Below are 15,975 nucleotides of genomic sequence, written 5' to 3'. Positions count from 1 at the left end.
AATGATTAGAGCGATGAGGTATACAAAGTGGATAGCGGTCTTGCTTTGTTTTCTTGGCATGACGGCTTGTCGGCAGGATGCACCGCGTTTCCGTATCGGGGTGGCGCAATGTAGTGATGACTCCTGGCGGCATAAGATGAATGATGAGATTCTTCGTGAAGCAATGTTTTACGATGGAGTATCGGTTGAAATCCGGTCGGCTGCGGATGATAATCGCAAACAGGCGGAAGACGTTCATTATTTTATAGATGAAGGGGTTGACTTATTGATTATCTCTGCCAACGAAGCGGCCCCCATGACTCCGATTGTAGAGGAAGCCTATCAAAAGGGAATACCTGTCATCTTGGTAGACCGGAAGATTCTTTCTGATAAATATACTGCCTATATCGGTGCCGACAATTATGAAATAGGACGTGCGGTAGGTAATTATATTGCGTCAAGCCTGAAAGGAAAAGGGAATGTGGTGGAACTTACCGGACTGGGTGGCTCAACTCCAGCCATGGAACGCCATCAGGGATTTATGGCTGCTATCAGTAACTTTCCGGATATCAAACTGATTGATAAAGCAGATGCTGCGTGGGAGCGTGAACCGGCGGAAGTGGAAATGGATAGTATGCTCCGTCGGCATCCGAAGATAGATGCCGTGTATGCGCATAATGACCGTATCGCTCCGGGAGCTTATCAGGCTGCAAAGAAAGTGGGACGGGAGAAGGAAATGATTTTTGTCGGTATTGATGCTCTTCCCGGCAAAGGCAACGGATTGGAAATGGTGCTTGACAGTGTGTTGAATGCTACTTTTATTTATCCTACCAATGGCGACAAAGTGATGCAACTGGCAATGAATATCCTTGAGAAAAAGCCTTATCCCCGGGAAACGGTCATGAACACTGCGGTGGTTGACCGTACGAATGCTCATGTCATGCAACTGCAGACGACTCATATCTCGGAACTGGATCAGAAGATTGAAACATTGAACGGACGTATCGGCGGATATTTGTCTCGCGTTGCTACACAGCAGGTGGTGATGTATGGAGGTTTGGCCATTCTTCTATTGGTGGCAGGCTTATTATTGGTAGTCTATAAATCTCTCCGTGCTAAAAATCGTTTGAATAAGGAACTTTCCGAGCAGAAGAAACAGCTGGAAGAGCAACGGGACAAGTTAGAGGAACAACGTGACCAATTAGAAGAACAGCGGGATAAACTGGAAGAACAGCGGGATCAACTCATCCAGCTTTCTCATCAACTGGAAGAGGCAACGCATGCCAAACTGGTTTTCTTCACAAATATATCTCACGATTTCCGTACTCCGCTGACATTGGTTGCCGATCCGGTAGAACATTTATTGGCCGATCATACACTAAGTGGAGATCAGCATCGAATGTTGATGCTGATTCAACGAAACGTGAATATCCTTTTGCGTCTTGTCAATCAGATTCTGGATTTCCGTAAATACGAGAACGGTAAGATGGAATATACACCTGTTCAGGTAGATGTTCTTTCTTCTTTTGAGGGTTGGAACGAATCATTCCTTGCAGCCGCCCGGAAGAAACATATTCATTTCTCTTTTGATAATATGCCGGATACGGATTACCATACATTGGCAGATATGGAAAAGTTGGAACGTATCTATTTTAATCTTCTTTCCAACGCGTTCAAGTTCACTCCGGAAAATGGAAAGATAACGGTTCGTTTGTCTTCCTTGACGAAAGAGGAAACTCGCTGGATTCGTTTTACTGTAGCCAATACCGGTTCAATGATTTCCGCTGAACATATCCGGAGCATTTTCGATCGTTTTTATAAAATAGACATGCACCATGCCGGTTCGGGAATCGGGCTTGCATTGGTCAAAGCTTTCGTTGAATTGCATAAAGGTACAATTTCTGTGGAAAGTGACGAAAAGCAGGGCACTGTCTTTACTGTTGATTTACCGGTACATACTTGTGAGACTATTCTGGCTGAAGATTCTCTGATGTCATCAATCTCTGCAGTTCCTTTAAGTCCTGCTTCTCCCGGCTCTTCCAACCTGAATGAAACTTTAGCTGTCGAAGAAGAGGAACTGGAAAAAGGCTATGATTCTTCCAAGCCTTCCGTTTTGGTAATTGATGATAATGCGGATATTCGCTTGTATGTACGCGGATTACTCCATACCGATTATACTGTTATTGAAGCTGCAGACGGTTCGGAGGGCATCCGCAAAGCAATGAAATATGTCCCGGACTTGATAATCTCTGATGTGATGATGCCCGGTATTGATGGAATAGAGTGTTGCCGTCGTCTGAAGAGCGAACTGCAAACCTGCCATATCCCTGTCATCCTATTGACAGCTTGTTCTTTGGATGAACAACGGATTCAGGGATATGACGGAGGTGCGGATTCTTATATCTCCAAGCCCTTCAGTTCGCAATTGCTGTTGGCACGCGTTCGTAATCTGATAGATTCACATCGCCGCCTGAAACAGTTTTTTGGCGACGGACAAACATTGGCGAAAGAGGATGTCTGTGATATGGATAAAGACTTTGTGGAAAAATTCAAGGCTTTGATTGAAGCAAAGATGGGAGATTCAAATTTGAATGTAGAAGATTTGGGTAAGGATATGGGATTAAGTCGTGTGCAGCTCTATCGCAAAATAAAGTCCCTGACTAATTATTCTCCGAATGAATTGCTTCGCATCGCCCGCTTGAAGAAAGCGGCTTCCCTGCTTGCTTCGTCGGATATGACAGTGGCAGAGGTTGGTTATGAAGTCGGTTTCAGCTCTCCTTCTTATTTTACCAAATGCTATAAAGAACAGTTTGGCGAGAGTCCGACAGATTTGTTGAAGAGGAAAGGATAGAATCAAAACTATTCACGTCAGAATACAATAAATCCCGATAACTTGAATTTTCAATGTTTACCGGGATTTATTTATATGTGTTAGTTCTGAATCAACAAACTTTTATCTGCGTTTCCTTGATTATACCAGTTCTGTTCGTTTTTGCCATTACTTTGCGCCCATTTCGCGAATCCTTTATAGGCTTCCAAGAAATTAGCTTTTTCAATAGCATGCGCTGCGTTGCCCGGTACTCTTAATCCCCAAATCAGGCGTCCTGCACTAAAATAGTAGTTATCATCTTCTTCGTCCCCGTTTGTATATACCGGTAGCAGGTTTTTATCATTGAATGGATATTGGTAAGTTATCGGTTCAATACCATTCATATGGATCTCTGTTCCGCTATCATTACGTTTTAAATATAAGTCGAATTCATCGCCTTCTAATATTTCCTTTACTTCTTTTCTCTTCTTTAGGGTGATCAGAATATTGATCTCCGGTAAATCACTTGTTGTTACCAAAGCACTCTTTTCTGTATTATAATATTGGCTGCCTGCAGGTTTAGCCAGATTCTTAATTAAAGGGCTGTAATCAATGATAAGATGCTTGTTGGGGACAAGTTCTACTCCGTCAACCGCAGGATTCATATTTTTAGTTTCATAAACCTCAATATTTTCCACTTCGTCGGAGTCTATTTCTTTCAGTCTTAAATATGGAGAATAAGGGAATATTCCTCCAATAGCTTTTAGACGTAATTCTATTTGTATATACTGCGCAGTGTATTTTTTGTCAACCTTTTTAATACCTTGGAACTGCACCTTATAATTGACTACAAAATCATTAAAGTCATAATCTCCTAATGATGGGAATTGGTCTTCAAACATGATTGTTCCCCAACCATCTTTGGGATGAAAAATGACTCCTTTTGCCAATTGGATGTCATCTTCTATATCATGCCCACGAGTGATTGACCGGGTGGTGTTAGATTTGGATTTGGCATCATTAGCAATGTTCAGTGAGAAACTTTTATCTGCATTTACAGGTATGGCCACTTTTTTTGTTTCATTGGTGCCGGTTTTGTACTGGGCATACAATGTATTTACGTAGGTTGGGATGCTCAAAGGGAGACTTGAAATTTCTGTATCTACAGGAATGTCGGCTATTTTCTCTTCTTTACTACATGCTTCATCCAAAAAGAAGGAAACCATAGTGGGGGTAGTAGCAGCTACTGTTCCTGCGGCTACTTGAGTTAATTTCCACTGAAAACCTGCGGGTATATCCAGGTCTTTTACTTGAATTTCTTTTTCAGGTTGTTTGTTTTCATCATAAAGGTTCTTCTCACAGGAGCTGAAAGCGAATGCTCCAAACAAACAAGAAGTGAATAGAATTGTTTTCTTTTTCATAACAGCAGTGCTTGTTTTGTTAATAATAGGTTGCTTATATGACTGCAAAGGTCGATATTATTTGTATAAAAAGCAAGTAAAGTTGCATATTTTGTTTGGAGTGATCTTATTATTTGCAAATTCTCTTCTTTTTATCTAGCTTTGGGAGTGAAATAAGTGAAGTCCAGGCAATGAAAGATTATAAAGTAGATAAGGCGAGTCTCTCCGCATCCTTTTGTCAAGAGGTATATCAGGTTGTTCGGGAAATTCCGGTAGGTAAAGTTTCTACTTATGGGGGAATTGCCGCATTATTGGGAATGCCTCAATGTTCCCGTATGGTGGGGCGTGCTTTGAAACAGGTTCCGGATGATTTATCTGCGCCTTGTCACCGGGTTGTCAATGCGTCGGGACGTCTTGTTCCCGGTTGGACAGAGCAAAAGCAACTCTTGTTGGAAGAAGGGATCTCTTTTAAGCAAAATGGGTGTGTAGACCTGAAAAAGCATCTTTGGAATTACTCTGTATCTGAATAAAATTTGCATATTTAATCTATTTTCCTTACCTTTGTGCCAACAATATGCAAGAACAGACTGTTATTTATTTATGAAAATACTGTTTTCTACTGTTCATTGAGAGGATAATCTTATCAAATTCTCTTCCTTTTAAACTACTCAGTCTGTTTTTTTTAACCATTTAAAAAACGTCGGATCGTCATGTTGTCATGTGACATGACTGAACCATGCGAACATTCAACTTGTTTATCGTAAGTGAGAATGAGGAACGCGGCAGTTGAAAACAAAACAACTATTATAATCTAAACCAATATATTATATGAGTAAAATAGAAATAAAGGATTTGTACCTTATCTTTGGAAACGAGAAGCAGAAAGCCCTCAAGATGTTGAAAAAAGATAAGAGTAAAGAGGAAATTCTGAAAGATACCGGTTGTACGGTAGGAGTGAAAGATGCCAATCTTTCAATTAATGAAGGAGAGTTTTTTGTGATAATGGGACTCTCGGGAAGTGGAAAATCAACATTGCTGCGTTGTATCAATCGTCTGATACGTCCTACTGCCGGGCAAGTGCTTGTAAACGGAGTAGATATATCTAAAATATCCGAAAAAGAATTATTGCAGGTTCGCCGGAAAGAGCTGGCGATGGTTTTCCAGAATTTCGGTCTGTTGCCTCACCGTTCCGTATTGAGTAATATTGCATTCGGTCTCGAACTTCAGGGAGTGAAGAAAGAGGAACGTGAGAAGAAAGCTATGGAAAGCATGATGCTTGTCGGATTGAAAGGATATGAAAATCAGATGGTGGGTGAGCTTTCCGGTGGGATGCAACAACGTGTCGGACTGGCCCGTGCCTTGGCTAATAATCCCGAAGTACTTCTAATGGATGAGGCCTTTTCTGCTCTCGATCCTCTAATTCGTGTGCAAATGCAGGATGAATTGCTGGCTTTGCAGTCGAAGATGAAAAAAACAATTGTCTTTATTACCCATGACTTGAGTGAAGCGATTAAACTGGGCGACCGTATTGCCATTATGAAAGATGGAGAGGTGGTGCAGGTAGGTACGTCAGAAGAAATACTGACTGAACCGGCTAACGAGTATGTAGCCCGTTTTGTTGAAAACGTGGACAGGAGTAAAATTATCACCGCTTCTTCTTTAATGATTGACAAACCGCTGGTGGCCCGTCTGAAGAAAGAAGGTCCCGAAGTTTTGATTCGTAAGATGCGTGCGAAGAATATTACTGTATTACCTGTAATAGACGCCGATGATAAACTGGTCGGAGAAGTACGTCTGAACGACCTGCTTAAGTTACGTAGCAGGCAGGAAAAATCCATTGAAACGATTGTGCGTACAGAAGTACATTCTGTGTTGGAGGATACAGTGTTGGAGGATATACTTCCTTTAATGACAAAGACTAATTCGCCGGTATGGGTGATTGATGAGACGCGCGAGTTTTTAGGAACAATCCCGCTTTCCTCCTTAATCATCGAAGTGACCGGGAAAGATAAAGAAGAAATAAACGAAATAATTCAAAACGCAATAGATTTATGATAAATATAGGACAATATATAGAGATGGCCATCAATTGGATGATGGTACATTTTTCCACTTTCTTTGATGCCGTGAATGCGGGCATCGGTAGTTTTATTATAGGATTCCAACACATACTTTTCGGAATACCTTTTTATATAACCATCCTGGTACTTGCTGCACTCGCATGGATGAAAGCAGGACGTGGTACGGCAATTTTCACCGCATTGGGATTATTACTAATCTATGGAATGGGATTTTGGGAGGCTACTATGCAAACCCTGGCTCTCGTTTTTTCATCTACCTGTCTGGCCCTGATTGTTGGTGTACCTTTAGGAGTGTGGACGGCAAACAGTCCGCGTGCAGAGAAAATACTCCGTCCTATTCTCGACTTGATGCAGACGATGCCTGCTTTTGTTTATCTGATTCCTGCCGTTTTGTTTTTCGGATTGGGAGCAGTGCCGGGAGTGTTTGCCACCATTATCTTTGCTATGCCTCCTGTAGTCCGCCTTACCGGATTGGGAATACGGCAGGTCCCTAAAAATGTAGTGGAAGCTTCCCGTTCGTTCGGGGCTACCCGTTGGCAGTTATTGTATAAAGTGCAGCTTCCTTTGGCGTTGCCCACCATCCTGACTGGTGTCAACCAGACAATAATGATGTCGCTTTCTATGGTGGTAATTGCTGCCATGATTGCTGCCGGTGGTCTGGGAGAAATTGTGTTGAAAGGTATTACCCAAATGAAAATCGGACTTGGGTTTGAAGGTGGTATAGCAGTGGTTATTTTAGCTATCATCTTAGACCGTATCACGCAAGGAATGGCAGGACGAAAAAATAAGAACTAAACGGAAAGGATAAAATACGTATGAGAATATATAAAATAGTTGGAATAGTATTGTCAGCTATGCTTTTGCTAGCTTCCTGTACTAATTCAGACTTAGAGAAAAAGAAAGTAAAAATAGCCTATGCCAATTGGTTGGAAGGTATTGCCATGAGTCATTTGGCCAAGGTGGTGTTGGAAGAACATGGATATGAGGTTGAATTGCAAAATGCTGATCTTGCCCCTATCTTTGTATCTATGTCAGGAAAGAAATCGGATGTGTTTCTGGATGCCTGGCTACCAATAACGATGAAAGATTATATGGATCAGTATGGAGACAGCATCGAATTCTTGGGGGAGGTATATGGAGAAGCTCGCGTCGGACTGGTTGTTCCTCAATATGTTACGATTCAGTCTATTAGTGAACTGGCAGATAACAAAGACCGTTTTTCTTCGGAAATAGTGGGAATTGATGCCGGAGCAGGAATTATGAAGACGACCGATAAAGCTATTGCTGCTTATGGACTTGATGGGTATACCCTTATGACTTCAAGTAGCTCCACCATGCTGGCCTCTTTGAAAAAAGCGATGGATAAAGGAGAATGGATTGTCATCACAGGTTGGACGCCACATTGGATGTTTGACCAGTTTGACTTGAAATTCTTGGATGATCCGAAGAAAGTATATGGAGACTTGGAAGAAATACATGCTATTGCATGGAAAGGTTTTAGTGAGAAGGATCCGTTTGCTGCCGAATTCTTTGGCAACATCAAACTAACGACAGAAGAACTTAGCTCTTTTATGACAGCTATGAAGGATGCCCGGATGGATGAAGAAGAAATAGCCCGTAAATGGAGGGATGAACATCGGCAGTTGGTGGATAGTTGGATTCCGGAATCAGAGAATAAATAGATTGGGTCATTGTTATTCTTTATTCGGAAAGAAGAAACAGGGAATTGTTTATGTTGGACAGAGTTCATACAATAAAAAAACGGTAATCTTCTACAAGATTACCGTTTTATATTTATAGGGTATTACTATTATTCAGCACCCCAGTTTTCTTTAGCCAAACGTTTGTAGCTGTTGTAACGCCATTTAGCGTTTTCTTCAGCAGCTTTGAACAGTTCTTCAGCTTCAGCAGGATATTGTTTCATTACAGAAGCGTAACGAACTTCACCCTTCAAGAAACCTTGGAAATCTTCCCAGTTCGGTTCTTTGCTATCCAATTGGAATGGGTTCTTGCCTTCTTCTTCCAAAGCCGGGTTGTAACGCCACAAGTGCCAGTAACCGCACTTAACAGCCTTTTCTTCTTCTTCCTGGCTCTTACCCATACCGGCTTTCAGACCGTGGTTGATACATGGAGCGTAAGCGATAATCAAAGATGGTCCAGGATATGCTTCAGCTTCACGGATAGCTTTCAAAGTTTGAGCTTGGTCAGCACCCATAGCGATTTGTGCAACATATACATAACCGTAAGTAGTAGCCATCAGACCGAGGTCTTTCTTACGTACGCGCTTACCGGCAGCAGCGAACTTAGCGATAGCACCTACTGGAGTAGCCTTAGAAGACTGACCACCTGTGTTAGAGTAAACTTCAGTATCCAGAACGAGGATGTTAACGTCCTTACCAGAAGCGATTACATGGTCAAGACCACCGTAACCGATATCATAAGAAGCACCGTCACCACCAATGATCCACTGGCTGCGTTTTACAAGATATTGTTGCAGTTCAGCGATTTGTTTGCAGTGGTTACATTTATCCTTGTTAGCTTCAACAACCGGAATGATCTTAGCAGCCAATTCCTTAGTCTTATCTGCATCCAGCATATTGTTGATCCATTCGGCGAACAGTTCTTTTACTTCGGCAGGAGTGCAGTCAGCAGCAATAGCTTCGTTCATCACTTTCACGAGACGAGCACGCATCTTTTCGTTAGCCAATTCCATACCCAAACCGAATTCACAGAAGTCTTCGAACAGTGAGTTAGCCCAAGCAGGACCGTGTCCGTTTTCGTTTGTAGTATACGGAGTAGAAGGAACAGAACCAGAGTAGATAGAAGAACATCCGGTAGCGTTAGCAACCATTTCACGGTCACCGAACAATTGAGAAATCAATTTCACGTACGGAGTTTCACCACAACCTGAGCAAGCGCCGGAGAACTCAAACAACGGAGTAGCGAACTGTGAGTTCTTCACGTTAGCCTTGATGTCAACAAGATGTTGTTTAGTCTTCACGTTTTCAGCACAGTAAGTCCAGTTTTCAGCTTGAGCCAATTGGCTTTCGAGGTGTTTCATTGTCAATGCTTTGCCACCCTTCTTCGGATTACCCGGACAGATGTCTGCACAGTTACCGCAACCCAGACAGTCGAGAACGTCAACCTGGATACGGAATGTCATACCGTCGAATGCTTTACCTACAGCTTTCAGTTGTTCGAACTTAGCACCCTTCTGCTCTTCAGCATCGAGTACGAACGGACGGATAGAAGCGTGAGGACAAACATACGCACACTTGTTACACTGGATACAGTTTTCAGCATTCCATTCAGGAACGAATGCAGCTACACCACGTTTTTCGTATTTCGCAGTACCTTGATACCAAGTACCGTCTTCGATGCCCTTGAATGCAGATACTGGCAACAAGTCACCGTCTTGTGCATTGATCGGACGAACTACTTCGTTGATGAATGCAGGATCGTTGTTTTCAGCTTTTGCGTCATCCGGCAGGTTAGCCCAAGCAGGATCAACAGGCAAAGTTTTGTATTCGCCACCGCGGTCTACAGCAGCATAGTTCTTGTTGACAACGTCTTCACCCTTCTTACCGTAAGACTTAACGATGAATTTCTTCATCTGCTCAACAGCTTGTTCTACAGGAATAACGCCTGTGATACGGAAGAATGCAGATTGAAGGATAGTATTGGTACGGTTACCCAAACCAATTTCCAGTGCAATCTGTGTTGCGTTGATATAGTATACAGAAATGTTGTTCTGTGCAAAATACTTCTTAACCTTGTTAGGTAGGTTCTTAGCCAGTTCTTCACCTTCCCAGATTGTGTTCAGTAAGAAAGAACCGTTTTTACGCAAACCACGAGTTACATCGTACATGTGCAGGTAAGCCTGAACGTGACAAGCAACGAAGTTCGGAGTATTTACCAGATAAGTAGAACGGATTGGATTGTCACCGAAACGCAAGTGAGAACAAGTGAAACCACCTGACTTCTTAGAGTCATAAGAGAAGTAAGCCTGGCAGTGTTTGTCAGTGTTGTCACCGATAATCTTTACAGAGTTCTTGTTAGCACCTACTGTACCGTCAGCACCCAAACCGTAGAATTTAGCTTCGAACATACCTTCGCCGCCTAAAGCGATTTCTTCTTTTTGAGGAAGAGAAGTGAAAGTAACGTCGTCTACGATACCGATAGTGAAGTGGTTCTTCGGCATTGGCATAGCCAAGTTTTCGAATACTGAAAGGATTTGAGCAGGAGTAGTATCTTTTGAACCCAAACCGTAGCGACCGCCAACGATAACCGGAGCATTTTCTGCGCCATAGAAGCAGTCTTTAACGTCAAGGTAAAGAGGTTCGCCGTTAGCGCCCGGTTCTTTAGTACGGTCAAGAACTGCGATAGTCTTAGCAGTCTTAGGTACAGCAGCCAGGAAGTGCTTAGCAGAGAACGGACGATACAGGTGTACGGCAACCATACCCACTTTTTCGCCGTTTGCTACCAGGTAGTCGATAGCTTCGCGGGCAGCTTCTGTTACAGAACCCATAGCGATAATTACGCGTTCTGCATCTTCTGCACCATAGTAATCGAACAAACCGTATTTACGACCTGTGATCTTAGAAATTTCATTCATATATTCTTCTACGATAGCAGGAACTGCTTCATAGTAGTTATTGCATGATTCACGATGTTGGAAGAAGTGGTCAGGATTTTCAGCCATACCACGAGCTACCGGATTCATCGGATTCAGTGCGCGGGCACGGAATTCAGCCAAAGCTTTCTGATCAATCAGCGGAGCTAGATCATCGTTTTCCAACATTTCGACCTTCTGGATTTCGTGAGATGTACGGAAACCGTCGAAGAAGTTCATAAACGGAACACGAGCTTTGATTGTAGCCAGGTGGGCAACACCTGCCAAATCCATAACTTCCTGTACAGAACCTTCAGCCAACATTGCAAAGCCAGTCTGACGAGCTGACATTACGTCTTGGTGGTCACCGAAGATACACAATGCGTGAGAAGCCAATGTACGAGCAGATACATGGAATACGCAAGGCAAGAACTCACCGGCAATTTTGTACATGTTAGGGATCATCAGGAGAAGACCCTGGGAAGCAGTGTAAGTAGTAGTCAACGCACCAGCCTGAAGAGAACCGTGAACTGCACCGGCAGCACCACCTTCAGATTGCATTTCCTGTACCAATACTGTTTCGCCGAAGATGTTCTTACGTCCTGCGGCAGCCCATTCGTCTACGTACTCAGCCATAGTCGAAGAAGGAGTGATGGGATAGATAGCTGCTACTTCAGAGAACATATACGAGATATGTGCTGCAGCCTGGTTACCATCACAAGTGATGAATTTCTTCTGTTTAGTCATAACTAAATTAAATATTTAAGTAAATAAATCTTTTAATATAAAAAGCCGAACATCCAGAGAGGTATCTGGTTGCCCCGACCTATTTCAGCCTTATGCAACGCATACGTTACATTCGGATTGTTCTTGATCTTTGCGCCTTCCTGGCAAATTTTGAACGGCATTACTTCGTCCACCATAAAAGAGACGTTTTTATCTCCTTTATGTACTTTATGGTCTTTCCATAAAGAATTTGCAAAGAATGTGTCGAGCACATCCAGCTCCTCCACTTTCACCGGATAGATGGAATACATCAGGTTGGAATTGTGCATCATTATCTTCGACGGTTTTTTAGGGAATTCTTCCCCTTTCGGATAAACCAGATTAATGAGTCGCGCATCTGCCAGATACTTGATATAGTTCATCACCGTGGCGCGAGATGTCTGTATGTCGCTTGCCAGTTGGCTCACATTTGGAGCCTTCGGCCCGTCGACAGCGAGCAAATATAGTAATTTTTTTATCTTTGAAAGATATTTCAGTTCAATTTGTTTGATGAGCAGGATATCTACTTCTACCATCATGTTCATTGTTTTCAGCAAATTCTCCGAAAAGTTACGTTTTTCGAGGAAGAACGGATAGAATCCGTGGTGCAGGTAATCCTGAAAATAATCGAGAGGACGAACTTTGGAGAGCACTCCTTTGGCAATCTGTTCGTGAGTGCTAAGAATTTCTTCGAGGCTGTATGCCCTGAATTTCATGCCTGTTTGTAAGTTTAGGAATTCACGGAAAGAGAATCCACGCAGGTTATAGCTCTTTGCAATATCACGCAATTCAAGATTTTCTTCTTTCAGTCGCATCACGGATGAGCCGGTGAAGACAATTTTCAGATTAGGAAAACGGTCGTAACACATGCGCAACTCTTTGCTCCATTCAGGATGTTTGAACACTTGGTCGATCAACAATACTTTTCCGCCGCGTTTCTGAAATTCGTTAGCGAAGTCTACAATGCTGTGACCCGAGAAGTAGAAATTGTTCATGTTGATGAACAGACAGGAACGGTCGTTCCCGAATTTCTCTTTGGCGTATTGGAGAAGGAAAGTGGTTTTTCCTACGCCACGTGTCCCTTTGATACCAATCAGGCGGTCGCTCCAGTCGATCTCGTCCATGAGATCGCGGCGGACGGGGGCATTGGTGTGCTCAACGAGGTAGGCGTGTGTGCGGTAGAATGATTCCATTTCAGTTCTTTGTTTTTCGGGTGGCAAATATACTGCTTTTTTTAGGATTTGCAAAGTAGAGATGGCAAAATTGTGCTTTTAATTCCAACTTTATGTTTATTGTTGTCATTCCTGACTATTTCCTGTATATATTTGCAGAATAAAGTTTTGAATTCATTTGAAATGACAAAAAAGGCTCTTTATATATTCAATCCGGAACATGACTTGGCGTTGGCCAGCGGTGAAACTAATTATATGGCTCCGGCTTCGGCCAGACGTATGGCTTCCGAGTTGGCTTTGCTTCCGATGTGGTATGCAGAGGAGGGGAGTGCTGTATTAGCTCCTTCCGCTTATAATCTGGATTATTTGAAGCAAATGCAGGAATTGCTGGGAGTTTCGATTCATTTGATGACTGAACCGGAACTTGCTGTCGGACCGGATTTGGATATTCGTCCTTGGGGGTGGGATGTAGCTTTGCGGAAACGGCTTTTAGGGCTGGGCGTGGATGAAGCCCTGCTTCCTTCTATGGAGCAATTAAACGGTTTGCGGGAATACTCCCATCGTTCTAAAGCCGTCTCGTTACTTCCGGAATTACAACTGAATGAATATTTCTGCGGAGAATCTTATTATTTGAAGGCACTGGAAGAATGGAAAACTTTTGTGGAAGAGCGGGAATGCTGCCTGTTGAAAGCTCCGCTTTCGGGAAGCGGTAAAGGCTTGAACTGGTGTAAAGGCATATTTACTCCTTTTATTTCCGGTTGGTGTACGCGTGTGGCTGCTTCGCAGGGTGGAATCATTGCGGAACCTATATATAATAAGGTAGAGGATTTTGCCATGGAGTTTTATTCCGATGGTACAGGTGAAGTGACATTTATGGGATATTCCCTCTTTCATACCGGAAAGAGTGGAATGTATGAAGGGAATCGTTTGCTTTCTAATGAGGCAATCTGGAAACAACTTTCGCAATATGTCCTTTCAGAGGTTCTGACGGATTTGGAGAACTGTTTGAAATATAGGCTTTCTGCGTTGGTAGGAACCGTTTATAAAGGTTATCTTGGAGTTGATATGATGATTTGTCGGTTCCCGGAAAATGAAAAGCCGGTTTTTCGGATTCATCCCTGTGTGGAAATCAATCTGCGCATGAATATGGGAGTTGTTGCGCGTTTTTTATATGACCGTTATGTACATCCTGGTTCAATAGGGCGTTTTGTGATTGATTATCATCCTTCGGAAGGTGAAGCCTGGCAGGAACATGAACGAATGTCCGCAACTAATCCGTTGGAAATCAGGGAAGGTAGAGTGTGCTCCGGTTATTTACCTTTGGTTCCTGTTCATAGGAGAAGTTGCTATCGGTCGTGGATATGGGTAACTCCTGATTATATTTAACTTTATCTGTTCACACCAGCCAGCGACTGATATTGCGTTTTTCCGCACTGAACTCCACCCCGATCTTTATCACTTCACGTCCGTCTGCCTGATACGGTATCAGATAGCCTTTATCGTCGATCTGCTTCAATGCCGCTTCTGCCGTGTCATGCAGCTTGAATTCGAAGACATAGATATATTTAGGTGTTTTCACTACGGCATCTGCACGACCGCGGGCGCTGCGTACTTCGGCATCGGTGAACTGTCCCATAAGTTTGAAAACAATATAGAAAACCACTTGGTAGTGACGCTCTGTTTGCTCGTTCAATTCGTAGTTGAAATCGGCAAAGAAGGCTTGCAGGCGGGTGAGAAAGGCATCGTAGTCTCCCGAACGAAGTTCTTGTACAAACTTGCCGATGTAAAATCCTTGGTCACTGTTTCTCACTCCGGTGTAAAATGGAACCAGGAAATTTATGAAGCCGTAGCGGACTTCATCATTAGGAAATTGCAATAGATAGTTACCAAATTCCCTATCGAAATCTTTTATCGTCAGATATCCACTTTGGTAAATCAACGGAATCGGGTTATTGGAATCTACACGATATTCGGAGAACATGGAAGACGGTGCTTCGATCCCGTCAAGCAAAGTACGCAGGTCGTATTCGGTTTCTTGCAGCATCTCGACGAGGAAAGTCGGTGTGCCGGTCTGGAACCAGTAATTGTCGAACACTTTTGATTTCAGGACATTCAGTACACTGAACGGGTTGAAGATACCTACTGAATTAATGCAAAAATGATAGCCATCGTAGAGACGTGTCATTCGTTGTACCGCGTCATCATAAGAAATGGAATTATTGGCTGCAAGTATCTTGATTTCCGGCTGAAAGGTATCCAATAATTCTTGAAGAGTGATGCCGCAAAGGGTTCCGTAATCGGGCCACAAAGTGATGTCCTGCAACTGGTTGAGGTCACTGAATACACTTACTTGTGAGAATTTCGTTACTCCTGTGAGGAAGACGAAACGTAGGTAGCGGTCGGCACTTTTCAATACTCCGTAAAAGGCTTTCAGGGTTTTACGGTATTCATCCAGTAAGACATCATTGCCTAAAGCTTGCAACAGAGGTTTGTCGTATTCGTCTACCAGAACTACGACGCTGCTACCGGTTTGTTCGTAGGCACGACGGATGACGCCGGAGAAACGACCGGAAAGAGTGTTCTCGTCTATTCCTTTGCCATATTGGATTTCCCATAAGGTGAGTTGACGGCTGAGGATATCATAAAGTCTTTCTGGGGAATCGTACTTCTCGGCATTTAAATCCAGATGCAGCACAGGATGCTTTTCCCATTTCGTTTCCAGTTTTTCAATGGCAAGCCCTTCGAAGAGTTCCTTCTTTCCTTCAAAGTAGGCTTCAAAGGTAGAGAGAAGAAGACTTTTACCGAAACGGCGTGGACGGCTCAGGAAGTATGGAGTAGATGTATAAGCTATTTTCCATACAAGTTCTGTCTTATCTACATATAGATAATCGCCCTTACGAAGTTTCTCAAAGGTCTGTATCCCGATAGGGAGTTTACGAAGCAGGTCATTCATTGTTATTTTCCTTTTAGTGGTTCAAAGATAATCATTATTTTCGTAATATTTCGTTTTCAATATCTCAAAGAACGGGCGTTATAATTTTGTTTAACTGGAAAATTATCATTTAGCTCATTCTTGCACGGTTTTGAATAAAATAATGGAGTATTCTGGAAACGTTGTGGTAAATCTGAAAAAGATGATTGAGTTTTTAAGATTCCC

10 protein-coding genes are annotated in these 15,975 nt (G+C 42.8%); 6 read left to right on the top strand and 4 right to left on the bottom strand.

Going from position 1 to position 15,975, the window contains the following annotated elements:
- Positions 1–13 precede the first annotated feature (13 nt).
- Positions 14–2,830, top strand: a complete 2,817-nt coding sequence (locus I2I04_RS18910; protein WP_317192951.1) for a substrate-binding domain-containing protein — start codon at positions 14–16, stop codon at positions 2,828–2,830.
- Between the two features lie 80 nt (positions 2,831–2,910).
- On the opposite strand, the gene I2I04_RS18905 is transcribed toward I2I04_RS18910, so the two are convergent.
- Positions 2,911–4,209: an LruC domain-containing protein gene (locus I2I04_RS18905; RefSeq protein WP_195655673.1), complete on the bottom strand. Its 1,299-nt coding sequence runs from the start codon at positions 4,207–4,209 to the stop codon at positions 2,911–2,913.
- 170 nt (positions 4,210–4,379) lie between these two features.
- Between I2I04_RS18905 and I2I04_RS18900 the strand changes: the two genes are divergently transcribed.
- From I2I04_RS18900 to I2I04_RS18885, 4 genes are all read left to right on the top strand, one after another.
- The gene (locus I2I04_RS18900; protein WP_143259369.1) at positions 4,380–4,718 is read left to right on the top strand and encodes an MGMT family protein; all 339 of its coding nucleotides are present in this window, start codon (positions 4,380–4,382) and stop codon (positions 4,716–4,718) included.
- Positions 4,719–5,016: 298 nt separating this feature from the next.
- Entirely contained in the window at positions 5,017–6,243 is a 1,227-nt protein-coding gene (locus tag I2I04_RS18895; protein WP_143259370.1) for a glycine betaine/L-proline ABC transporter ATP-binding protein, read from the top strand.
- Positions 6,240–7,064, top strand: a complete 825-nt coding sequence (locus I2I04_RS18890; RefSeq protein ID WP_143259371.1) for an ABC transporter permease — start codon at positions 6,240–6,242, stop codon at positions 7,062–7,064. Before I2I04_RS18895 ends, I2I04_RS18890 begins: the two co-directional genes overlap by 4 nt.
- 20 nt (positions 7,065–7,084) lie before the next feature.
- Positions 7,085–7,951, top strand: a complete 867-nt coding sequence (locus tag I2I04_RS18885; RefSeq protein WP_195655672.1) for a glycine betaine ABC transporter substrate-binding protein — start codon at positions 7,085–7,087, stop codon at positions 7,949–7,951.
- Between the two features lie 128 nt (positions 7,952–8,079).
- Here the strand turns inward: I2I04_RS18885 and nifJ are convergent, their stop codons facing one another.
- Both nifJ and I2I04_RS18875 read right to left on the bottom strand, forming a co-directional pair.
- Positions 8,080–11,628, bottom strand: coding sequence for a pyruvate:ferredoxin (flavodoxin) oxidoreductase (gene nifJ / locus I2I04_RS18880; RefSeq protein WP_195655671.1), 3,549 nt, complete (start codon positions 11,626–11,628; stop codon positions 8,080–8,082).
- Positions 11,629–11,660: 32 nt separating this feature from the next.
- A complete protein-coding gene (locus I2I04_RS18875; protein ID WP_143259374.1) occupies positions 11,661–12,839 on the bottom strand; it encodes an ATP-binding protein in 1,179 nt (392 codons plus the stop codon).
- A 162-nt stretch (positions 12,840–13,001) separates the two neighbouring features.
- Between I2I04_RS18875 and I2I04_RS18870 the strand changes: the two genes are divergently transcribed.
- Positions 13,002–14,204 carry a hypothetical protein gene (locus I2I04_RS18870; RefSeq protein WP_195655670.1) on the top strand — a complete coding sequence of 401 codons (1,203 nt, stop codon included), beginning with the start codon at positions 13,002–13,004 and terminating at the stop codon, positions 14,202–14,204.
- Positions 14,205–14,214: 10 nt separating this feature from the next.
- Here the strand turns inward: I2I04_RS18870 and I2I04_RS18865 are convergent, their stop codons facing one another.
- The gene (locus I2I04_RS18865) at positions 14,215–15,771 is read right to left on the bottom strand and encodes an ATP-binding protein (RefSeq protein ID WP_004300977.1); all 1,557 of its coding nucleotides are present in this window, start codon (positions 15,769–15,771) and stop codon (positions 14,215–14,217) included.
- Positions 15,772–15,975 lie beyond the last annotated feature (204 nt).

Origin of the sequence: Bacteroides sp. 1001136B_160425_E2 (assembly GCF_015559655.1) — a bacterium.
In the GTDB taxonomy this organism is placed as follows: domain Bacteria; phylum Bacteroidota; class Bacteroidia; order Bacteroidales; family Bacteroidaceae; genus Bacteroides; species Bacteroides luhongzhouii.
The sequence above is the reverse complement of the archived record's forward strand: the minus strand, read 5'-3'. Positions and strand labels throughout refer to the sequence as shown.